Annotated in this window: 18 protein-coding genes; 6 read left to right on the top strand and 12 right to left on the bottom strand. The window is 38.5% G+C overall.

The window, feature by feature from the left end; translation table 11 throughout:
• Positions 1-495 precede the first annotated feature (495 nt).
• The 5 genes from cas2 to OK344_RS13025 all read right to left on the bottom strand — a co-directional run bounded on the left by cas2 (position 496) and on the right by OK344_RS13025 (position 7,799).
• On the bottom strand, positions 496-834 hold the full coding sequence (gene cas2 / locus OK344_RS13045) for a CRISPR-associated endonuclease Cas2 (RefSeq protein ID WP_265145176.1): 339 nt from the start codon (positions 832-834) through the stop codon (positions 496-498).
• Positions 831-1,724, bottom strand: a complete 894-nt coding sequence (gene cas1 / locus OK344_RS13040) for a type II CRISPR-associated endonuclease Cas1 (protein WP_265145175.1) — start codon at positions 1,722-1,724, stop codon at positions 831-833. Before cas1 ends, cas2 begins: the two co-directional genes overlap by 4 nt.
• The gene (gene cas9, locus OK344_RS13035) at positions 1,721-6,046 is read right to left on the bottom strand and encodes a type II CRISPR RNA-guided endonuclease Cas9 (protein ID WP_265145174.1); all 4,326 of its coding nucleotides are present in this window, start codon (positions 6,044-6,046) and stop codon (positions 1,721-1,723) included. The genes cas1 and cas9 overlap by 4 nt, the downstream gene beginning before the upstream one ends.
• Positions 6,047-6,520: 474 nt before the next feature.
• Positions 6,521-6,721, bottom strand: a complete 201-nt coding sequence (locus OK344_RS13030) for a hypothetical protein (RefSeq protein ID WP_265145173.1) — start codon at positions 6,719-6,721, stop codon at positions 6,521-6,523.
• 151 nt (positions 6,722-6,872) lie between these two features.
• Complete coding sequence (locus OK344_RS13025; protein ID WP_088469833.1) at positions 6,873-7,799, bottom strand: malate dehydrogenase; 927 nt, start codon at positions 7,797-7,799, stop codon at positions 6,873-6,875.
• Positions 7,800-8,406: 607 nt separating this feature from the next.
• Here OK344_RS13025 and epsC point away from each other — a divergent pair.
• Positions 8,407-9,222: a serine O-acetyltransferase EpsC gene (gene epsC / locus OK344_RS13020; protein WP_265145172.1), complete on the top strand. Its 816-nt coding sequence runs from the start codon at positions 8,407-8,409 to the stop codon at positions 9,220-9,222.
• Between the two features lie 272 nt (positions 9,223-9,494).
• The gene (cysK, locus tag OK344_RS13015; protein ID WP_265145171.1) at positions 9,495-10,427 is read left to right on the top strand and encodes a cysteine synthase A; all 933 of its coding nucleotides are present in this window, start codon (positions 9,495-9,497) and stop codon (positions 10,425-10,427) included.
• A gap of 138 nt (positions 10,428-10,565) precedes the next feature.
• Here cysK and OK344_RS13010 read toward each other — a convergent pair whose 3' ends face one another.
• From OK344_RS13010 to OK344_RS12985, 6 genes are all read right to left on the bottom strand, one after another.
• Entirely contained in the window at positions 10,566-11,300 is a 735-nt protein-coding gene (locus tag OK344_RS13010) for a hypothetical protein (RefSeq protein ID WP_265145170.1), read from the bottom strand.
• A 1-nt stretch (position 11,301) separates the two neighbouring features.
• Positions 11,302-12,318 (bottom strand): catalase family protein, encoded by a 1,017-nt coding sequence (locus OK344_RS13005; RefSeq protein ID WP_265145169.1) that lies wholly within the window; start codon positions 12,316-12,318, stop codon positions 11,302-11,304.
• A 49-nt stretch (positions 12,319-12,367) separates the two neighbouring features.
• On the bottom strand, positions 12,368-12,922 hold the full coding sequence (locus tag OK344_RS13000) for a biliverdin-producing heme oxygenase (RefSeq protein WP_265145168.1): 555 nt from the start codon (positions 12,920-12,922) through the stop codon (positions 12,368-12,370).
• Positions 12,922-15,111, bottom strand: a complete 2,190-nt coding sequence (locus OK344_RS12995) for an ATP-binding protein (RefSeq protein ID WP_265145167.1) — start codon at positions 15,109-15,111, stop codon at positions 12,922-12,924. The genes OK344_RS13000 and OK344_RS12995 overlap by 1 nt, the downstream gene beginning before the upstream one ends.
• Positions 15,112-15,167: 56 nt before the next feature.
• A complete protein-coding gene (locus tag OK344_RS12990; RefSeq protein WP_265145166.1) occupies positions 15,168-16,184 on the bottom strand; it encodes a nucleoid-associated protein in 1,017 nt (338 codons plus the stop codon).
• Between the two features lie 206 nt (positions 16,185-16,390).
• Positions 16,391-16,600 (bottom strand): LytTR family transcriptional regulator DNA-binding domain-containing protein, encoded by a 210-nt coding sequence (locus OK344_RS12985; RefSeq protein WP_407936716.1) that lies wholly within the window; start codon positions 16,598-16,600, stop codon positions 16,391-16,393.
• Positions 16,601-16,842: 242 nt separating this feature from the next.
• Here OK344_RS12985 and OK344_RS12980 point away from each other — a divergent pair, with 242 nt between their 5' ends.
• The 4 genes from OK344_RS12980 to OK344_RS12965 all read left to right on the top strand — a co-directional run bounded on the left by OK344_RS12980 (position 16,843) and on the right by OK344_RS12965 (position 21,277).
• Positions 16,843-18,750: an oleate hydratase gene (locus OK344_RS12980; protein ID WP_265145165.1), complete on the top strand. Its 1,908-nt coding sequence runs from the start codon at positions 16,843-16,845 to the stop codon at positions 18,748-18,750.
• Between the two features lie 65 nt (positions 18,751-18,815).
• On the top strand, positions 18,816-19,715 hold the full coding sequence (locus OK344_RS12975; protein WP_265145164.1) for a 3-hydroxyacyl-CoA dehydrogenase: 900 nt from the start codon (positions 18,816-18,818) through the stop codon (positions 19,713-19,715).
• A 116-nt stretch (positions 19,716-19,831) separates the two neighbouring features.
• On the top strand, positions 19,832-20,830 hold the full coding sequence (locus OK344_RS12970) for an alpha/beta hydrolase (RefSeq protein ID WP_265145162.1): 999 nt from the start codon (positions 19,832-19,834) through the stop codon (positions 20,828-20,830).
• An 81-nt stretch (positions 20,831-20,911) separates the two neighbouring features.
• Complete coding sequence (locus tag OK344_RS12965; RefSeq protein WP_265145161.1) at positions 20,912-21,277, top strand: Crp/Fnr family transcriptional regulator; 366 nt, start codon at positions 20,912-20,914, stop codon at positions 21,275-21,277.
• A 211-nt stretch (positions 21,278-21,488) separates the two neighbouring features.
• On the opposite strand, the gene OK344_RS12960 is transcribed toward OK344_RS12965, so the two are convergent.
• On the bottom strand, positions 21,489-22,067 hold the full coding sequence (locus tag OK344_RS12960; protein ID WP_265145160.1) for a c-type cytochrome: 579 nt from the start codon (positions 22,065-22,067) through the stop codon (positions 21,489-21,491).
• Between the last annotated feature and the right edge of the window lie 32 nt (positions 22,068-22,099).

Genomic DNA, 22,099 nt, shown 5'->3' with positions numbered 1-22,099 from the left:
ATGAACTAAAAAAATGGTTTTATTGCAATGGCCACACGAAAGGATTGACTTCGTCGAATTTCATTTCGTGCGGCAGCGGGGGAATTGCTTTCAAAAATTATTATCTTCGTGACACGACACAACAAATTGAATCTGTAATCGACGCTATTTTTAGTTGTGAATTGCTTTCAAAAATTATTATCTTCGTGACACGACACAACGAAATTATTATGCCTAATCTTACAGTTTATGTTGTGAATTGCTTTCAAAAATTATTATCTTCGTGACACGACACAACGTTTGGACAGGGATTCTTTCTTCATCTGCTGTTGTGAATTGCTTTCAAAAATTATTATCTTCGTGACACGACACAACCTCAATCAAAAAAACCTCCTGAATCAGGAGGTTCCTGAGGTTTTTTCAGGATTTTAAATTGGTAGATTTCAATTCGATTTTTTCTCAAAATAGGCTTGTTTTTGAAATGCTATTTTTATATTATTCCTCACAAAACAAATTCTAAAAAAGTTCTAATTGCTGATACATTTGTGGTGGCTCCTCTTTATTTCGAGCAAAAAATATTTCAATATCCCCAAATTGTTTATCGGTAATGCACATAATGGCAACTTTTCCAGCTTTGGGCAAGATGGCTTTTACCCTTTTTATATGAACTTCCGCATTTTCTCTACTTGGACAGTGGCGCATGTACATCGAAAACTGAAACAATGCAAAACCGTCGTCCAGCAATCTTTTTCTAAAAAGATTGGCATCCCTCATGTTTGCTTTGGTTTCCGTCGGCAAATCGTATAAAACTAAAACCCACATAATTCGGTATGCATTAAACCTTTCGGCATTCATATCAATTCAGGATAAGAAATTTGTCGTTTTTCTCCGGTGTAGCATTTGTACAAAGACGAAACCGTTGTTTTCACCGCAACCATCAAAGGTCTTGTTTTATCATCAATCTTCACGTCTTTGGTGGCAATTTGGAGAATATGCGCCTTGAATTCTTTGGTTAAATCTTCCGTTTCCGGATTTCGGGTGAGCCAATCCATAACCAGCCAATCCACAAAAGGGCGATAAGGTTCCATCATATCATCCGCCAAACAATAAGGATTGTATTTGTTTTTATGAAAAATCCCCAAAACAGGAAGCAAACCTGTTTCTACAATCGCTCTTGCAACAATACTTCTTAAAACAGAATACCCAAAATTGAAAAACTGATTGGGTGAATCTCCAAACCTTTGCCGAAGAAAATCCAGACTGATGAGGTACTTCCAGTAATGTTGCGCAGCAATGCCTTCCATATTGGTAAGATCGCCACTTTTCACATTATTTCGGTAATCGATCATCGGTTCATAATAATTGCCTAATCTTCGGAGGACTTCTTTCTGGTTTTCGATTTTACATTCTATGGTCTGTTTCCAAAGTTGTTTTTTGAGCGGTTCGCTCGCCTCCATTTGATCCTTTATACGGTCGGAAAATTCGGTATGCCCGTGAAGCGGAAGCATGATGCCGTGTGGAAGATGATGGGCGTCGCAACTTACAACGACCACATTATTCCCCATCATTCGCTGGATGAGCTGATGTGATATGGTAATCTGAAAATGATCCAACATCAGCAATCCCAAATCTTCAACAGGGACTTTCCCTTTCATCTGACCACTTTCCGGCTCCATAATATACATTTGCTCATCTTTGAGTTTGAGGTAAGCGGGATTTCCAATGTAGATGGAGCGGGTGATCATAGTTTTGAAATATTTCCTAAGCGGTCAAAATTAATTTTTAAACAAAACTCTTTAATCGACTTTTCCCCAACTTTTTCATAACAGTCTTGTGAACCATATTCTACTTTTTTTGCTATAGTATCAGCAATAGTATGCTTTAAAAAATAAATTTGTTTTTTGCTGAATTTTTGTACTACATAAATACTTTTGCTTCTTTCCGATATATTGTTCCAATAATCTATAAATAGAGGACTTGATTCATCCAAGACAACTTCTTCATTATCATCTGGGAAATATACAAAGTCACCTTGTTTTACAGTAAAAAGTAATCGTGCGTTATTTCTTTCTTCAAAATATTTTTTAAATAATTCTTCTTTATTGAAATTTTTCTTATCATCTGAAACATTAAATTCGGATTTTAAGAGATTGGCTGCATCAAAAAAGGTAATTAAATCATAATGACGTTCCGTTTTATTTTGTTTTAATTTTTTATCAAAGACTTCTTTTTCCATTATTGCAAAAAGATAATTATCACCTGTCTTTACATACAGAGAATTATTAAAAGACTTTTGCCTGTCTAATTTTTGCAATGAAATATCATCTTCATCATCAGTTTTTTTCTTTTTAGATTTTGCTGGATCTTTATAATAAATTTTTATTGTGGAAATTGGTGGGTGAGGTTTTGAATTTCCTTTTTCATCTTTTCGTTCTGCGAGTTTTTTATTTAAATCCAAAACTCCTTCTGCTGAAAAAGCATCTTCTTTTTTCCCATAGGATTTTAGATGATCAGAAATAGTTTCTTTTAAGAAAGGATGTACTATTTTTTCAATTGTTTTCTCGGTTGCAAATGCCTTTCCAGCCAATTTAGTAATCGGAATTCTGTATATCTCTTTTCCGCCGGAAAGTCCATACAAAGTCCCTTCGTGCAATTGTCCTCGTAATTTAATTTGTTTATTTCCTCTAATATCGTATTGCAACAAAAGTTTATCTTTGGGTTTATGGGAAACTACTATTTCCTTCATTTTTTGTTCCGCTTGTTCAGGGAAACCTTTCCAAGGCATTTCAATAGCTCTAAATTTTTCCAGTTGCTTAAATATTTCTCGTCTTTTTTCTTCTTCTAAATTCAAAACTTCATCAAGCAACTCGGTCTGACTACCCGTGAAACCGGGAAAGAACATTTCTTTATTTTTATCTAACCATATTTTCAGAACCTGATTGAGATCGTTTAATCTTTTGATATGAGCTGGTTGCGTACATGCAATTACGAGAGCATCCATTGCGTGATGTCTGTGATCTATTCTTTTACTCCAACCTTTTATGATCAGTTTATTGTTTTTCTTTCTTATAAATTCACTTTTAAATTTCTTTATAAAAACATCCTCATCTAGAATTGGTTCGTTAAAATCTACACCTGCCTTTTCACATTCCTTAGCTTTATTTTCCGTCTCTTTCTTATAATTATCATATTCTAATTGCGCAAGTTTTGGCAATACTGTTTCATATCTTTCCTTTAATAAAACTTTAAACTTATCGGTTAATCCCCAATGATTTCTCAGATAATCCGTCACACCTCCTGTTGTGGTTTTTACATTCTCATTTCCGACAATTTTATTCAATTCTTCACGGATTCGGATAGAAATATATTGTGTATCTTTTATCTGTCTTTGGATTGGATCTTCGGGAATAGATGTTGCCAAAAGATTTTTTCTTTTCTTCCCTGAAAAATATTTGTTGGCGTGATCAATGAATTGTTGTTTTGTATAGATTAGATGATTCACAGAACCCGCCTCAAAATATTCCATAGAAGTCCTGTTTCCTTTTTCATTATTTATAGATTTTTCACAAATGATTTTATTTGCCAAAGAATCATCAAAATATCTTGATTGAGGAATGATGTGATCTACATCGTACCTTTCACGATTAAACAATTCTGAAAGTGGAATTGGCTGACCAGTATAAGGCGATATGTGACCTTGCGATTCCCAAATTTTTAACTTTTCTATTTCAGATTTTGAAGGATCATTATAGTTTTTGATATAGGCTTCTTGCACGTTTTCCTGAGAAACCCATAATTTATACTTTTCGATATTTGCAATAGAAATCTCTTGTTTAAGTTCTATCAATTTGCTTCTTATTTCAGCATTGTGTTTTTGACTTTTTAAATTTGCAGAATACATTTTGCCCCGTTCAATGGCATTGTTTTTAAGTTCTCTTGCTAACTCCACTCTTATTTCGTCAGGCTTGAAACCGTATTTTTTCCAAATCTCTCTGACAATAATCAAAGCTTCATTAATGATTTGCTCCGCCAAAGGATTTCTTAGTTCTCCTTGTTTTAATCTTGAAATTTGAGTGAATTCTTTTATTAATTCGTCTTTAGAATATTCTTTGGCTGTGTGTTTATCATAAACTAATATTGTTGCAATAGCGTTTACAATTCCTCCATCAGATAGAAGATCCTGATTCTTGTCTAAAAATTCCTGTGCCGACTTTTCAAAAGGATCTTCGACGTTTTCATTTAAAAGTTTAATAATTTTATCATTTAGCGTATCAGAAAAATTCTGATCAAAAAACTTTCCTGCTCTAACCAATGGTAAAATATTTTCAATTGCTTTTAAACTTAAATTAGAATAGTTTCTGCTGAATTTTATTTTAGAAGTTTTAATTGCAACAGATTCCTTGTTTTCTAATTCAGGTGAATATTTTTCGATAAAAGCTAATATCTTTGAAGTTCTGTCACTTGTCAAATCATATTCATTACCTTTACCATTATAGAGTATATCCCAAACTTCAACCTGTCTTTCTGAATCATCCAGACCAAATCTATTCCACAAGTCACCTAAAGTTTTTTGCAGAATTGCTTTTGTATCATTTCCTTTCAATTTGTCTTTGGCATTCATTCCGTTAAGAAAATCCACGTTTTCTCTCAAGTTAAATTCTTTTTTAAGTTTGGTTAAAATAGGACCAAAGGAAACTTCTTTTTTACTCTGCAATTCTTCATACAACCATTCCTTTAGAGCAGTCGGTATTGGTCTGTCGATATATTTGTATTTGATTTCGCCTTTTCTGTTTACACCATTTTCCGTTTTGGTATTAATGACCAACTTATTGATTTGTTCCCAAATTTTATATTCTTGAAATACAGGATGACTTTTTGCTACAACTTTTTCAGTAGGTTCGAAACGACAGTTAGAAATTAAGTCTGATTGGTCTTTTAATTCTCTTTGGTAAAATACCACCTGATTTTTGACCACATATTTCAATCCTTTTTCTAAACCTGTTTGTCGTAATTTTTTCTGACTTTCTTTTTGTCCAGGAAAAATGAATTCTAATATTTTTTGTAATCTGTTCTTTTCTAAACCGTCAAGAAACGGATAATATTTCGCTTGTTCTTTCCAAACTGCTTCAAACTCCGATTCGTATCTTGAACGTAAAATCACATTATTACGGATTTTTGCCCATTTATTTTCTTTCAGAACATCGAATAACAGTTCTGAGATAAAATATTCCCGACCAATTTCTTTTGATTTATCAGCTAACTGTTTTTCGATGTTTTCCATTTTTTTCCTCCAACTTGTTTTGTTAGGAAGTTTTATGGTAATTGTATCTCCGGATTTAGCACGACGAATATTAACCTGAAGTTCTGAAGAATCATTTTCTTTTAAGCTATCTAAAAAAGTTTCAGCGTCAATAGTTCCGTCTTCTGTTTCAATCTTAATTTTTCTTTTATTGAGTTTTTTACCTTTAAAAGTAAATTCCTCTGGTAATCCTAACGATAGAATTTTAGAGAAAACTACAAAACTTTCATTTGTTTTTTCTTTTTCTAGATTTTCATCATCGTTACTATCTTCCTTTTCTGGTTCTGAATTTCCTCCAGAATAACCTCTAAGTTGATTGTATTTATAAATGATTTTTCCTAACTCTTCTAATTCAATCTTCTCTGTCAAGGCTTTTACACGCAATTCTATTAAATCAAAAGCCGTCAACTGTTGCTGATTTTTAGAAATTGGAAGTATTGAAATTTTATCTAATCTATTTGGGTCAGAAAATTCGTTTACCAGTTTAATTTGGTTTGGTAACATTCCCAGTTGTTGCAAAATATAAATCAGCTTATTTCTTCTCTGCTTATATCTCTTATTAAGTTTTCTTGTTCCTCTAGCAATTCTCCTGTTCGCATTTTTAGTTTGAGCCTGACCTTGTTCAAACTTACTTAATTCTGCACCCATCGGTATAATCCGACTTCCCATTCCAAGAATTTCACCTTGTTTGTTTTCAAAATCTTGTTTGATTAAAGCCCATCCTATAGAGTTTGTTCCCAAATCCAGTCCGAGTATGTTTTTTTTCATAGTTTGTTTTATAACTTCCTAATTTAGTAAATTTTTTTCAATCTTTATTGGACAACCTTTTCATGTTAGAAACATTTTGTATCTTTGCTATGAAAGCAATTCACAATAAGGATTATTCCGTTGTGAAAACATTTGGGTTGCCTCTTGTCCATAATCAGGGGGCTTTTTTGTATCCACAATCTATCGTATTTACGTAAATTCTCCTGCGCTAACAAATCAACGATTCTTCTGTAACCGAAATCTATTATTTTCTAAGCCTCTTTTATAAAATTATAACCATACTGTATTCATAAATTACTCATGAACTATCCATGAAGTATCCATGAAGCATCTATGAAGCATCTATAGAGATGACCAATTTGTGACCCGTCCTCAACTAACTACAAATATTATAGAACATCCTGAAAACGCTATATAACAGTACTTTTTACATCTGAAGGAGTGACTCTCTTGTGTATATCGGAAGTGCAAAATTTAAGTTAAGATATAGAAAATATTGGCTTTTTTGACGCCAAATCTGTCTGAAAAACCAAAGAATTTCGGTTTAAAAAAGACTCTTTTGGGAAGTTTTAGGGCGTGATTTTCCCAATTTTTATGCTGAAATTTTTGTGCTTGGGACATTTCGAGTCGGTTTTGGACGATTTTTATTTCCTTTCGTACATTTTTTAATTTCATTAGTACGGAATTTTTGTTTCATACTAATGAAATTTTTTTTCATACGTACGAAAATATTTTTTGTCCTTACGTTTTCAGGCTATTTTCAGTATAAAAAAAGAAAAAACCTTCCAAAAAGCGGAAGGTTTTAACTATATGATGAAAAGTCGAATTAGAATTTCAGATCTCCGTTTACTTCTCTTACCGCCTTAGCAGCTGTTTCGAATTTTTCTTTTTCAGCGTCTGTAAGTGCGATTTCCACGATTTTTTCAACACCGTTGGCACCGATAATCGCCGGAACGCCTAAACAGATATCGCTTTGCCCGTACTCGCCGTCGAGCATCAGGGAACATGGAATCATTTTTTTGTGGTCGCAAAGGATCGACTGTACCATTACGGAAACCGCCGCTCCCGGTGCATACCATGCAGAGGTTCCTAAAAGTTTGGTTAATGTCGCTCCTCCTACTTTGGTTTCCTCTTCCACATAAGCCTGTTTTTCAGCATCCAGGAATTCAGTTACAGGAACGCCGTTTCTTGTTGCTTTGCTCATTAGCGGTAGCATTCCAGTGTCGCTGTGCGCCGCGATCACCATCCCGTCCACATCTGAAATCGGGCATTCCAGAGCTTCTGCCAGTCTGTATTTGAAACGTGCGGAATCCAGGGCTCCACCCATTCCGATAATTTTGTTTTTCGGAAGTCCTGAAGTTTTATGAACCAGATACGCCATGGTATCCATTGGGTTGGAAACCACGATGATGATAACATCCGGAGAATGTTTTACCAAATTCGCGGTTACTTCTTTTACGATTCCGGCGTTGATTCCGATGAGTTCTTCTCTTGTCATTCCCGGTTTTCTTGGGATGCCGGAGGTGATTACGGCTACTTTCGAGCCTGCGGTTTTGCTGTAATCTCCGGTAGTTCCGGTAATTTTGGTATCAAAACCATTCAGCGAAGCGGTCTGCATCAGATCCATTGCCTTACCTTCGGCAAAACCTTCTTTAATATCCACCAGAACTACTTCGGCGGCAAAATTTTTCATCGCAATGTATTCTGCACAGCTTGCGCCCACTGCTCCTGCACCTACAACGGTAACTTTCATATCTTTTTATTTATTGTTTTTTAATGGTGATATGGAACCTTACGGTGTCATATCTTTTTATTTATTGTTTTTTAATGGTGATATGGAACCTTACGGTGTCATGTCTTTTTATTTATTGTTTTTTAATGGTGATATGGAACCTTACGGTGTCATATCTTTTTATTTATTGTTTTTTAATGGTGATATGCAACCTTACGGTGTCATATTTCTTGATTTATTTGTTTTTTAATGGCAATATGGAACCTTACGGTGTCATATCTTTTTATTTATTGTTTTTAATCGTAATAGGAAACCTTTCGGTTGCATATCATTTACTTTTTTAAAAGTTTTTTCTGAAGTCAAATTTACAAAATATTGAAGTTGCAGACAAAAATGAGCGTGTAAAGTTTTATCAAAAAATCGTTATCCCCCAATATTCTGATCACAACCTCTTACAGAACGTTTTCTGTTACGTGCCGGAGTAAGCGGAATCTGATGACTTCCGACAGAGCAGACTGTTGCCGATCATCTTTTTTATGAATCGCTCTATTCAGTTTTTCTTACCATGAATCAATTATTTTTGGATAAATTCTTGCATACCTTTGTGTCAACTTTCCGAAAAATCATTATGAGTTTTACAGAACATCTTCACCAGGGATACCGCAACAGAAAATTTGATATCGACAAAAGGAAAACCGAAGATTTTATCGACCGGTTTTTCCGGTTTATATTTTTCCTCGAATACCATCGCTGTTCGGAAATCCCACAGATTGAAGAGCGTCTTGAACGTTTTAAGACTGAATTCAAAGAAATTCTTTCGAGTGTCATGAAAGGCCAGGAGGCCGTAGAAAGCGATGTTTTTTTCGCGAAATTTCCTAAAATCTACCGCAAGCTCGAAAACGATGCTCGGTATATCTGCGAAAACGATCCGGCCGCAAAGAATATGGAAGAAGTTATGTTCTCCTATCCCGGTTTTTTTGCCATTGCAGTGTACCGTTTTTCGCACGAACTTTTTAAAAATAATGTTCCGCTAATTCCCCGAATCTGGACCGAATTTGCACACAGCAAAACCGGAATCGATATTCATCCCGGGGCAGAAATCGGCGAAAATTTCTTCATCGACCACGGAACCGGAATTGTGATCGGAGAAACAACGGTGATCGGAAAGAATGTGAAACTTTACCAAGGCGTCACGTTGGGCGCGCTATCGGTGACTAAAGATTTGGCCAATGAAAAACGGCACCCGACCATTGAAGATAACGTGGTAATATATGCCAACGCAACTATTTTAGGTGGTGAAACCATAATCGGAGCACACGCACTCATCGGTGGTAACGTATGGATTACCGAAAGTGTCGCGCCGAACTCTGTCGTATTTCACAGGGGATTGGTGACGGTGAAAAATAAACTGCCGGTGAATGAACCGATAAATTTTGTTATTTAAATACGGGGTGATGGGTGATGGATGATGGGGCGGTTTTTGAAGAACTTAGGGGAGATGCAAAGTTACCACAGAGAACACAGCGTTCTATTTAGAGGACACAGAGATTAATCATCACCTTTTGGGGTCTTTTGAACAAATAAGATTAAATTTTGTGGTTGGTGTGGTTTTTTTACCACAGTGTGCACAAAGATTTCACAAGGAGGCACACTGACGTGCATTGAAATTGAAAGGCAAAATCTGCCGGCAATTGAAATAACTTAAAAACAGAATATATGAAACTGAACAATGTTTTGGAAGCCATCGGGAATACTCCCACGGTAAGAATCAATAAACTTTTCGATAAGAACGTAGAAGTATGGATGAAACTCGAAAGACAGAATCCAGGTGGCAGCATTAAGGACAGAATTGCCCTCTCGATGATTGAAAAAGCTGAACGGGAAGGCAAAATCGACAAAGACACACTGATTGTAGAGCCTACTTCGGGCAATACGGGCGTCGGGCTCGCTATGGTGTGCGCTGTGAAAGGTTACAAACTCGTGCTGGTGATGCCAGAAAGCATGAGTGTGGAGCGCCGCAAACTGATGTCGGCGTACGGCGCACAGTTTGTGCTTACCCAAAAAGAACTGGGAACGTCGGGTGCCGTAAAAAAAGCGCAGGAAATGGCACAGGAACTCGACAATGTGTGGATTCCGCAGCAGTTTGAAAACGAAGCAAATCCCGATATTCACCAAAAAACTACCGCCCAGGAAATCCTTACCGATTTTCCCGAAGGTTTCGATTACCTCATCACCGGCGTGGGAACAGGCGGACATATCACCGGTGTTACCCAGGTACTGAAGCATAAATTCCCCAACCTGAAAAGCTTTGCCGTAGAACCACAGGACTCCCCTGTAATTTCAGGTGGAAAACCGGGACCACACCCGCTGCAGGGCATTGGTGCCGGATTTATTCCCGGAGTTTTAAATACCGGTCTTCTCGACGGCTCTATTCAGGTGGAAAAAGAAGAAGCCTATGAATTCAGCAGAAGACTCGCACGTGAGGAAGGAATACTTGCAGGAATCTCCACCGGGGCATCGCTGGCCGCCATCAACAGAAAACTTTCGGAAATTCCCGAAGGTTCGAAAATCCTCACCTTCAATTATGATACCGGAGAACGTTACTGGTCTACAGAAGGGCTTTTCGGAGAAAATGTTTTCGAATCTTAACGGACGCTAAATTTCCCGCAGATTCCTGATTTTTTCAATATGATCATATTCAAAAGTTTAAGTCAGTGAGATCTGCTCAATCAGCGAGAGAGAAAATTTCCCATAGAAAATTAAAATCCTGCGGCATGCAGGATTTTTTTATGAATACATTTTCTGGCATTTGGGGCAAACGTAAGTCTTGCGTTTTACTTTTCCCATCTCATCAATAATGAGCTCTGTTTTGTCTTTAGGACAGATCTTTTTTCCATAGATCAGCGTTTTTTCTTTTACCTCATCTGTTTTCAGCTGATCGAGAAATTCGTAGGCGTAATTCACCACCGTTTCGATCAGGTAAACCAATTTTTTCTCAGGGATGTTTTTCACGGGACTGTCAGGATTAATTTTCGCACGGTAAAGCGCTTCAATCCTGATGATGTTACCAACGCCGGTAAACAGCTCCTGGTCCAGCAGCGCATCACCGATCATCTGGTCGGCATAATGTTGCTGAAGTGTGCTCAGGACGAACTCTCCGTCGAACTCCTCTTTTAAAATATCTGTTTTAAAATTAAAATAATCGGTTGGTTTTCCCTCGTACAATTTGGGATGGGCGACATAAAAATTTATTTCAGAATGAGGAAAATGAAGCGAAAAGCTGGCATTCACCTTTTTTCTTTTATTCACAAGCATGCTTCCGAAAAGCCCAAGATGCACACCCACAAAGAAATCCTTAAACACGAAAAGCAGATTTTTCCCGTAGGCATCAATGTCAAAAATTTTAATGTAGTCGATGGCAGATTTATCCATTTCGCTGTAGCCGGAAGCTTCAGAAACGGTTTTTCCTTTGAAACGCTGGAGTCTGTTTTTTAAATGTAAGATGGAAGGTCCTTCGGGCATGTTATTTCGCTTGGTTTAAAAACTGCCGGGTGGCGACAGACTGGTTATAGATTTTCTGGCGGATTTTCTGCATTCGTCCTACCGGCTGCAATTCTTCCGGGTTTTCAAAAGGGTTGAATGAGAGGTTTTCGTAACTGATGGTTTCGTAATCTGAAATATTCTGTTTCGGTAATCTAATTTTCCCTACCGTAATGAACTCCGAATGTTTTTCCTTCCAATCTTTCAGCAGATTATTTACCGGCGTTTTCTTTTCATCAACCGCCAGCTGAACCTGAAAATCGAGTAAAAGTTCACTATTCAGAAAATAGTTCCTTAGGGTTTTTGCCTGGTCCACCTCTTCGCCTTTCTGCGCTTTTTTGCCCGGTGAAGGTTTCAGACGGATTTTCACCATGCGTTCTCCGAGCCGGAAACAGCCAACAGAATGAAAATCGTACGAGGAAATCCACTGTTTTTCAATATCCAGCACCTTCATGACGTTGTTGAGGATGGGCAGAATTTCTTTATCAAAAAAGAGACTTAACCCCGCTTTAATTAGTCCGGGAATCTTTAAAAATGAAAGCGAAAACGGCGTTCCCCGCGAAATTATAAACCGGTTGGCTTTGATGTGAAGTTTTAAAAACTTCGAAACCGAATTTGTTACAAAAACCGGAAGATTTACCAAAGGAAATTTTGCGCTTACAGGAATGTTTTTATTATAGATTTTTACGGCACATCCATACAGCGGATATTCGCCGCTGCCTTCTGAAACAAAGGCATTCGGATGCGAATAACGGATAATGACGCCTAAATTGTGGCCCTTTAAAAATTCAGAAAAATCAGCCACTTCATTGACGACGGGAATAAAATCTCCGCGCACAAAACCAAAAGATTTGGCATGGGCATTACGGGTAGAAATTCTCTTTTCATTGAGTTTATGGGAAACCGAGACGGCTTTTTCGATGAGTTCAACATCCTCATTCAGGAGCTGTTCTTCTTCGGCGGTTAGGTGATCATATTTTGGCGAATAGGTAAGGTACATCTTGAGAGATTTTTCTATTCAGAGTAACATCAAATATGAAACCACGAATTTACACCGAAAGGCTCAGCAGGAACTGATAAGCTTTTTCTGCCCCGGAAATACAGTCCTGATGCCTTTCAACAGTGATCTCCTGATCTAAAACCTGTTTGAAATTCTTCCAGTAAGAACCAGTATTTTCGCCATAACACCGAAAATAACTGAAAGACAAATCTTGAAAATCCGGATGCTTTGAAAGCTGTTTTGCGATGACATTTCCACCTAAAGTGGAACCTTCCATCACGTATAAAATCCCGAACGCTTCGGCTTCATTATTTATTTCCATAGGCGTTAGGGTTGCTGATTCTTCAATATTCAGCACTTCCATATCCTTTTTAATAGAAGCCAGTTTTCTTCTTTTTTCAAGATTGAGTTGCTGTGCATTCTTAGGAGTTATCGCAGAAAAAACAGCATCTTCAAACTGCAGAAGGAAAAGGTAATTGTAGTGGATGAGATTTCTGTAATCAACGACTGAAAAACGACCGTCGAAAATCCTCTGGGAATTGAAATGTGCCTCCACACGGTCGTGCAGGATTTTGGTATTTGCTTTTAAAGTTTCAGAAATCATTAAGGTTTTTTAAAGGTCAAAATAAAGGTCGTTCCTTCATTTTCTTTACTTTCATAGGTAATATTTCCGCCCAGACGTTTCATAATTCGATATGCAATGGAAAGACCTACGCCATTCCCTTCAAAGGATTTGGCATTGTCCATCCGGTTGAAGATCTTGAACATATGGGCCTGTGCTGATTCGGGAATTCCGATTCCGTTATCTTTTACTGTGTAAATTACATAGTCGCCTTCCACTTTCCCATTGATTTCCACTTTTGGATTCTCACTTTTGGAAGAATATTTCACGGCATTGCCAATGATGTTCAGGAATACCTGGGTAAGCATGGTTTCGTCTCCCATTACATTAGGCAGGTCGCCCACGATAATTTCGGCATTTTGGTTAAGTGTTAGCTTCATATCGCAAGAGACTTTATTGATAATAGCGGTGGCAGACAACTCCTGAACTGTGATTTCGGATGATTTCGCACGGCTAAGGTTCAGTACGTCACGCATCATGTTTTCCATACCCAGGATTTCCTTTAAAATATTGGCGATTCTTTTGCGGACTTCAGGATTATCGTGATGGGATTTCTCGAGGAGCTGGGCATTGAGTTTAATCACGGTTAAAGGCGTGCCCAAATCATGTGAAATGGTGTATGAAAAACTGTCGAGTTCCTCATTAAGATTGCGGAGTTCTTCATTTAATTCCTGCACCCTTCTGAACTGGGTGTAGGTTGTTTCCAGAATGGTTGCCACCACTTTTTTAGCGGCGAAAATATCTTTGTTTTTCCAGGGCTGTGCTTTTCCTTTGATTTCTTCGATATAGGTTTCAAAAGATTTGCGCGGGGAGATTACAATCAGTTCCTCACCGTCAACGATTCTGGCTTCGGTTTTTTTCGCGGGATTGCCTGCCCACAGGATCTGCCCGTCGATTTCTTTGCGGAACCAGATTAGCAGCTCATTACGTTTGTCGTCGGTAAACCCGAACATCACGCCTGCTGCATTCTCTATCCTACCCAGATTTGTCTGCTGAGGGTTACTGAAATGATTGGTGGCGTAAAAATTCTTCAGGGGATTTTCTCTTGCGTACTGTACTATTTTGAGGATATTTTCATCGGAAGGTACCTCGCCTGAAGTCCTGATGTGATGTCCCACAATAATGGCCAACCCATCGGCCTGAGGATATTCCTGCATTATGGCAACGTTGCTGAAAAGAGACTCTTCCAGATTATCATGCGCCATGAGTTTGGATTTCAGAGCTACAATTTTGCGGTCGAGGGCCACACTGTCGGCAAGCAACTGTTTCGATTTATAGGAGGTGTAAGCGTTTGCCGCGATGACGGTAAAAACCTCAGCATGGATTCGGTTCACCAGATCGATATGTTTGGGTTCAATATTCTGGCAGGTGACCATGCCCCACAATTTATTATCGACGACAATGGAAGTGCTGAAACTGGACGACACACCTGTATTTTTGAGATACTGGCCATGAACCGGAGACATCGCCCGCACCGAGGAGTAGGTTAAATCTATCGCCCCGTCTGTACTGCTGATGATTGGAATTGGATCAGCATATACATTGCTGAAGATCCGTTTGCGCTTTTTAAGGTAAAGTTCCCTTGCCTGTCTCGGGATATCGCTTTCAGGATAATGAAGATTTAAAAAACTCTCTACCTTATTCTTAACAATCTCGGCAATGACTTTACCACTGCCGTCTTCAAGGAAACGGTAGACCATGATTCGGTCGTATTCCACCACCTCGGATACCGAGGCCAGCAACGCGTTCCAAATTTCTTTGGAATCGGTTGCATTGTGAATATTCTCGTATTTTTTGGTGATATAGTTCTTGTGGTTAAAGTGTTCGATAATCTGCTCAAACTCCAAAAACACATTTTCTAAATACCTGTAAATGGTTAAGTGAAAAGGTTTTCCTTTAATTTCTATTCTGTCGAGAAAAACATCTGTTTCTCTCATGGTTTTAAAATCAAGGTTGGTAAGAACAACCGAATCCAGCAAAGCGCGGAAGGCCTGGGGATTGTCACTTATTTTTTTACCAAAAGAGCCTTTATCCATAGGAAAAAGCTCTGAAATATTCTGTGAGAAAAATTTCACTGTTTGCGAATCAGCATCCAGCCCGATAAGGTATCCAAAATCCTGGATATGACCCGAAATATGTATTTTTTCCTCGTGGCAATCCACAAAATTCATAGGCAGAAATAATGAATGTAATAAACAAATATACTACTTTTATTTAACATAATAATCTACTTTTCTTCTTCGAAATAAAGGCGGTAATATTTGCCTTTTTCATCCTGGCCCGTCTCAATCATCTTGCGGTCGCCGTGAACATAGATATGAAAGTTCTTATCGAGCTTTATGACGCTTTTGAAGCCCCGGCTCTGTTTTTTAACGGCCGCTTCGCTGATCGCAAAATCTTCTGAGATGGAAACCTGCATTTCCTGTTCGTAATCGGATTTGAAATTTCCGAAACTTTCAATCACATTGGGATCTTCCAGCACTTCTCTGGTAAATTCATCGTAATCGAAATTCTCCTTTTCGTTGAAAAAAGTGATCGATTTATTCAGAAAATCTGCCTGATCGGCTTTGGTGGTTTCAAATTCCTGAGGAAGTTGCTTGGTGATATATTCTTTGTACACCGTGAGCGTTTCCTGGGTTTGAAAATATTCGTCGTCGCGCTGTTTTACTTTCAAGAAATCCTCGAACCAATAGTACATATCGCCATTTTTGTTGTTATCCACCACGGAAACGGCATAGCCTGTTTCTTTACTGCTGTTGTAGATCAACGCACCTTTATCGAGTTTGGAAAGCCCGATTCCGTAATCTTTTTCAATTTCAAAAGCTTCATTCTGAGGGGAAATTTTCAGGAAAGGATTTTTATTTTCAGTTTTGAATATTCCGATATAATCAATCTTATTCCCGTCTGCATTTTCTTCACCTTCAAAATAGACGATAAACAGCTCACCACTCTGCACACGCGGATTTTCGGCCACTTCGTAAAGGTGCTGCGCAATATTTTCAGCTTCGTAAACAAATTTGTCTCTGTCGTCGAAAATTTCAGAAACCGAGCTGTACACCGGATTATTGACCAAATAGGTATCGCTATAGAAACTAAACTGTTCTTCGGATTTAAAGGCTTTCAGGAAGAAATCTTCCAGCAGTTCCTTCATTTCATCTTCAAGCTGAAGCTCCTCCTGCGAAAGAATTAGTGATTCCTGATTGATTCTGTTTCCAACTTTATGTACAATGATTTTTGAGAGCATTTTTAAGTTTTAAATAAAGTTGCAAAGATATTCTAAAAGGAAGAAGCGAGAAAGTTTCCATGGAAATTTCCACAGAAAACATTTTATTCAAAAAAATGGCTGATTTTAATGATAAAAACTTTGAAAATAACGATTACAAAAGCTGATTACCTTCCATAAATTTCCGGAAATCATCGCGGTGCGCTTCGGAAATATTGATTCTCTGATTATTGATAATCGATTGATGCGCTCAATTTGTTCAATCTTATCCAAAGCGACGATGTAGGATCAATGCACGCGCATGAAATTGTTTTTGGCAATTCTTCTTCGAGTTTTTTGAGCGTCATCAAAGTGAGAACCGGCCTTTGTTCTGTGGTAAGATAAATCTTCACATAATCCTTCAAACCTTCAATGTAGAGGATGTTTTCAAAATTGATTTGAATTTATTTATAGTCGGATTTCGCAAAGAAAAAATCGCTTTGTTGCGGCGCGATTGAATACGGAACTGTGTGTTTAAAGAAGAAATTTCGAATAAACTTTTGGTGCGCTTCTCTAACCTCTAACTTCTAAAATGCAACTTCGCGCTTCTTACTTCTAATCACTTTTTGACAAATGTCAAAAGATAAAAAAACCTGCGGTCGTACCTTTGAGTCATCATTAATCCACAAAAAAATTAAGTATGAACACAACCGAAAATCACAGAAAAGTCAATCATCAACCCGATGCAAGCCAAACGCGCCTGCAGAATGTTCCTACCAACACAATGCCTTTTCCCGATCAGATTGGGAATTACCAAAGAAATATCGGACTTCCGGACGGCAAATTTAAAGACAGCAAAGTTTATATTGTAGGTAGCGGAATCGCCGGACTTTCTTCTGCCTATTATTTCATTCGGGATGGCCAAATTCCTGCCGGAAACATTACTTTTTTGGAGCAACTCCATATTGAAGGCGGTTCTTTGGACGGCTCGGGAAATGCGGAAACAGGATACATTATTCGCGGCGGACGTGAAATGGATTTTACCTACGAAAATTTATGGGATATGTTTCAGGATATTCCCGCTTTGGAACTTCCCAAGCCTTATTCCGTGCTCGATGAATACCGGATTGTAAACGACAACGACCGCAACCACTCCAAAGCAAGGCTCATTCACAACAAAGGCAAAATACAGGATTTCAGCAAATTCGGGCTCAACAAAAAAGATCAGTTGGCGGTGATGAAACTTTTGCTCGCGAAAAAAGAAAATTTGGACGATTTAACGATTGAAGATTGGTTTTCCGAAACCTTTTTGGAAAGTAATTTCTGGTGGTTTTGGCGCACCATGTTTGCTTTTGAAAACTGGCAAAGTTTACTGGAACTGAAACTCTATTTTCACCGTTTCCTTCACGCGATCGATGGTTTGAACGACCTTTCGTCGCTGGTTTTCCCGAAATACAACCAATATGACACATTCGTAGTGCCTTTAAGAAAACATTTACAGGAACTCGGCGTAAAAATTCAGTTTGGAACCGTGGTGAAAGATTTGGATATCGAAATAAATGCTGACAAAAAAATCGTCAGAAACATCATCACCGAACAGAACGGTTCTGAAGTGAACATTGCATTACGCGAAAATGATTTTGTGATCGTCACTACTGGATCGATGACGGAAGATACACGCTACGGCGACAATGTTACGGCGCCATTGGTAGATTTTACCAAAGAAAATTCCGGCAAATCAAAAGGATGGACTGTTTGGAATAATCTGGCAAAAAAATCTAAAGTGTTTGGCAAACCTGAAAAATTCAATTCGGATGTTTCCAAATCGGCGTGGATGTCGGCAACGCTCACCTGCAAACCGTCTGCTTTTGTAGAAAAACTGAAAGAGTATTCGGTGAACGACCCGTATTCCGGCAAAACCGTTACAGGCGGTATTATTTCGATTACCGACAGCAATTGGGTGATGAGTTTTACCTGCAACAGACAGCCCCATTTCCCGAATCAGCCGGATGATGTTTTGGTCGTCTGGGTGTATGCTTTGCTGATGGACGAAAAGGGAAATTACGTTCAGAAAACAATGCCGCAATGCACCGGTAACGAGATTTTGGCAGAGTTGGCCTATCATTTAGGTATTGAAAATCAACTGGACAATATCATACAGAATACGATTGTGAAAACCTCTTATATGCCGTATATCACCTCGATGTTTTTACCGCGTGCCAAAGGTGACCGTCCACAGGTGGTTCCCGATGGTTGCGTGAATCTCGGACTTGTCGGACAGTTTGTGGAAACCAATAACGATGTGGTTTTTACAATGGAAAGTTCGGTGAGAACAGCGAGAATTGCGGTTTATGAACTTCTTGACAGCAATAAACAGGTCCCTGATATCAATCCGTTGCAATACGACATCCGTCATTTGTTGAAAGCCGCCAACACTTTGAACGACGGCAAAGGTTTTCCGGGAAGCGGAATTCTGAACAAAGTTTTGAAGAATACCTATTTTGAGCATATTCTGCCGGAAATTTCGCACGACGAACACGATGGTTTTTTCGCGCAGCAATGGGACAAACTGAAAGGTCTCTTTGAGCATAAGCAAGAAGGGGAGTAATTATTAAACCTGAAAAACCTGAGAGGTCTTGAATACCTGTAAGGTTTTCTAAAATTTAAAAAAAAATGACAACAATAAAAAAAATCACCGTAGCTGGAAGCGGCGTTTTGGGTTCGCAGATTGCTTTTCAATCCGCACTGCACGGCTATGACGTGACCATTTACGACATCAACGCTGAGGCAATTGAAAAATCCAAAAAACTGATTGATACTTTTCTGCCCCGATACAAATCGGACCTTCAGATTTCATCTGAAAAACTGGAAAAAGCCTATCAAAAACTGCAGTTTTCCATCAGCCTTCAGGAAGCGGTTTTCGAAGCGGATCTGCTGATTGAAGCCATACCGGAAAGTATCGGCATTAAAAAGGAATTTTACCGAAATTTATCCAAAATCGCTCCCGAAAAAACCATTTTTGCCACCAATACTTCCACACTCTTGCCGAGTTTATTGATGGATGAAACCGGAAGGCCGGAAAAATTTCTCGCGTTGCATTTCGCCAACGAAATCTGGAAACACAACACGGCGGAAATTATGGGTACCGAAAAGACCAGTCCCGAAGTATTTGAAACACTCGTGGAATTTGCAAAATCTATCGGAATGATTCCACTTCCACTGAAAAAAGAACAGCCGGGCTACATTCTTAACACGCTTTTGGTGCCGCTGTTGAGTTCGGGAATTCTGCTGTATGCTAAAGGCGTTGCCGACATTGAAACTATCGACAAAACCTGGATGCTCGGAACCGGTTCGCCAATAGGGCCGTTCGGTATTTTGGATGTAGTTGGTTTGGGAACGGTATATCACATTTTTAAAACCGAGGCGGAACGTACCGGAAATGAGGAAAAAATGAAGTTTGTCAACGTGCTGAAAAATCAGTTTATCGATGCCGGAAAACTCGGCGTTTCAAGTGGCGAAGGCTTTTATAAATATCCTAATCCGACTTTTCAGGGTAAAGATTTTTTGAAATAGAAAGTTTTCATTGTTACAGCAAGGGCGTCCGGAAATTTCCGGGCGTTCTTTTTTGATATATGTCAAAACTAAATTTAAAAGAAAGCCCGAACTTTGCCTTAACAAACAACTGGAGAATGAAAAAGAACTTTTTACTGCTGCTGATTTTCCTTTCGGGGTTTTTCTTTTCGCAGGAATATACGCCGGATATTTTGGGAAACGGTTTCGAGCAGAAAACATTGAATTTTCCGAACGATTACGAAGGAAAAGTTACCGCAACTATCATCCGCAAAAAAGCGGAAATTCCGACCCATAAAGCAGTGTTGTATATTCACGGGTTTAACGATTATTTTTTTCAGGCGGAAATGGCTGAAAGATTCAATGAAAAGGGGTTTGACTTTTATGCTTTGGATTTAAGAAAATATGGGCGTTCGTATTTGACGCATCAAACTTTTAATAATGTCAGAAATCTGGACGAATACAATGCCGAAATCGATGAAGCTTTAAAAATCATTGCTGCTGAAAATCATAACAAAATTCTGTTGGCAGGGCATTCAACCGGCGGCTTGATTACGACACGTTATTTGAAATATCACACTGAAAATCCGAACATTGCCGGACTTTGGGTTAACAGTCCGTTTTATGATTTCAATATGGGTTTTCTGGCGAAAAAAATTGGGGTTCCCATCATCAGCGGTTTGGGAAAACATCATCCTGACACCAAAATTGGCGGTGGATTTTCCACTTTCTACGGTGAAAGTCTGCATAAAGATTTTAAAGGTGAATGGAATTATGATTTAAAACTGAAACCCAATGCCAACGGGAAAGTCAATTTTGGATTTATCCGTGCCATTCATCGCGGACAGAAAGACATCCGCAACGCAGAACTCAAGGTTCCGGTATTGGTGATGCATTCTGAAAAATCGGGCTATCCAAAAGTCTGGAATGAGGAAGTGACTTCCACCGATATCATCCTGAACGTTAAGGATATTCATAAAAATGCTGAAAATTTTAGGGGGAATCTCACGATAATTCCCGTTAAAGGCGGCATTCACGATTTGGTGCTTTCCAAAAAACCGGTGCGAGAAAAAGTATATTACGAACTTTTCAGTTGGCTACAGAAGATTAATTTTTAATAGTTTATTTTTAATGTTTAGTTTGTGAATAATGCCTCATTTCTGGGGCATTATTTTTATTTTTGTACAAATTGAATCCTGATGACTTTTCCCGAATTCCTTTCCACCTACATCACCATCGATGATGATATCCGCAGTTTTCTGAACACCCAGACCGAAAAAATTTCTGTGAAAAAAGGAACCGTTATCAGCGATCAGAACACTTTAAACCGCAAGGTGTATTTTGTAGAAAAAGGGCTTCTGCGCTCGTTTTATTTTGAAAAAGGAAAAGACATCACCACCAATTTTTACCCAGAAAACAGCATTCTCGCCAATAAAGACACTATTTTTGAGAAAATTCCGCCACGGCATTCCATTGAAGCCACAGAAGACAGTGAGATTGTCTTTTTCCGTTATTCGAAAATGGAAGAGCTCTGCGAAACTTCGCTTATCCTTTTCAATAGTTGAATTAGGAAATAATTTGTAATAGCCACTACTTGATGTGACAGTTTGGGCTTAAAAATAGTTTTCAGAATACTCCCACTTTGTTTTTGATAATTTTCTGTTGTTTTGTCATTTTCTTAATCTGTTTAAAAGTTAAAGTTTTTTATCTTAACTGTCAGATTAAGTTTTGACTAATTCAAAAAATATAACGTAAAGTTCTTCTAAGGAAAACTCTTTAGTTACTGGCAGTTACAGGACTAGGCACCACATTTTCAACAGGTTTAATAGATTTTAAATAAGCGAAAATTGCCTGCAAATCCTCGTCTTTCATTTCCGTAAAGTTGAACCAGGGCATCGGTGGAAGCAGTGGTCTTCCGTTGGCCATTCCTTTGTATTTCCCCTGCGTCATGGCGGTTTTAAACTGTTCGAAAGTCCAGTTGCCGATACCGGTTTCGTCGGGAGTTAAGTTGGCTGCGAACGAAATTCCCCACGGTCCGGCCGCGGCCGTCATATCCGGACTCATCTCGGCAAAACCTTTCTGGGTTTTTTCTTTATCAAATTCAGGTATGGCGTTCTTGCCCTGAAAACCGGAAAGGAGCAGTTCTTCAATCAGTTCCGGACCTTTTGGCCCCATTTTCTTGGGCGTGTGGCAATCGTTGCAGCCGGTGATGGTGACGAGGTATTTTCCGTATTGAACCAGTTCGGCAGAATCTTTCTTTACAAAAGGTTTCTGATCCGGATCGGGAGCAGAGGTTTTCTGGCAAGAAATTAAAAATATAGCTAAAAAGGCGGCGGATATAGATATTGTTTTCATGATTTTTTTTTAAAGAAAGAAAGTCCCGGTTG

The sequence above is a fragment of the Kaistella yananensis genome, assembly GCF_026107505.2.
Classification (GTDB): domain Bacteria; phylum Bacteroidota; class Bacteroidia; order Flavobacteriales; family Weeksellaceae; genus Kaistella; species Kaistella yananensis.
Note: the sequence above shows the minus strand (reverse complement) of the source record. Positions and strands in the feature narration are given on the sequence as shown.

Bases quoted from the DNA above. Each gene is read 5' to 3' on its own strand.
- OK344_RS12965 (WP_265145161.1), top strand. From the start codon at position 20,912: ATGACTTTTCCCGAATTCCTTTCCACCTACATCACCATCGATGATGAT.
- OK344_RS13025 (WP_088469833.1), bottom strand. From the start codon at position 7,799: ATGAAAGTTACCGTTGTAGGTGCAGGAGCAGTGGGCGCAAGCTGTGCA.
- OK344_RS12990 (WP_265145166.1), bottom strand. From the start codon at position 16,184: ATGCTCTCAAAAATCATTGTACATAAAGTTGGAAACAGAATCAATCAG.
- OK344_RS12970 (WP_265145162.1), top strand. From the start codon at position 19,832: ATGAAAAAGAACTTTTTACTGCTGCTGATTTTCCTTTCGGGGTTTTTC.
- OK344_RS12975 (WP_265145164.1), top strand. From the start codon at position 18,816: ATGACAACAATAAAAAAAATCACCGTAGCTGGAAGCGGCGTTTTGGGT.
- epsC (WP_265145172.1), top strand. From the start codon at position 8,407: ATGAGTTTTACAGAACATCTTCACCAGGGATACCGCAACAGAAAATTT.
- cas1 (WP_265145175.1), bottom strand. From the start codon at position 1,724: ATGATCACCCGCTCCATCTACATTGGAAATCCCGCTTACCTCAAACTC.
- cysK (WP_265145171.1), top strand. From the start codon at position 9,495: ATGAAACTGAACAATGTTTTGGAAGCCATCGGGAATACTCCCACGGTA.
- OK344_RS13030 (WP_265145173.1), bottom strand. From the start codon at position 6,721: ATGAAATTAAAAAATGTACGAAAGGAAATAAAAATCGTCCAAAACCGA.
- OK344_RS13010 (WP_265145170.1), bottom strand. From the start codon at position 11,300: ATGCCCGAAGGACCTTCCATCTTACATTTAAAAAACAGACTCCAGCGT.
- OK344_RS12980 (WP_265145165.1), top strand. From the start codon at position 16,843: ATGAACACAACCGAAAATCACAGAAAAGTCAATCATCAACCCGATGCA.
- OK344_RS12960 (WP_265145160.1), bottom strand. From the start codon at position 22,067: ATGAAAACAATATCTATATCCGCCGCCTTTTTAGCTATATTTTTAATT.
- cas2 (WP_265145176.1), bottom strand. From the start codon at position 834: ATGAATGCCGAAAGGTTTAATGCATACCGAATTATGTGGGTTTTAGTT.
- OK344_RS12995 (WP_265145167.1), bottom strand. From the start codon at position 15,111: ATGAATTTTGTGGATTGCCACGAGGAAAAAATACATATTTCGGGTCAT.
- OK344_RS13000 (WP_265145168.1), bottom strand. From the start codon at position 12,922: ATGATTTCTGAAACTTTAAAAGCAAATACCAAAATCCTGCACGACCGT.
- OK344_RS13005 (WP_265145169.1), bottom strand. From the start codon at position 12,318: ATGTACCTTACCTATTCGCCAAAATATGATCACCTAACCGCCGAAGAA.
- cas9 (WP_265145174.1), bottom strand. From the start codon at position 6,046: ATGAAAAAAAACATACTCGGACTGGATTTGGGAACAAACTCTATAGGA.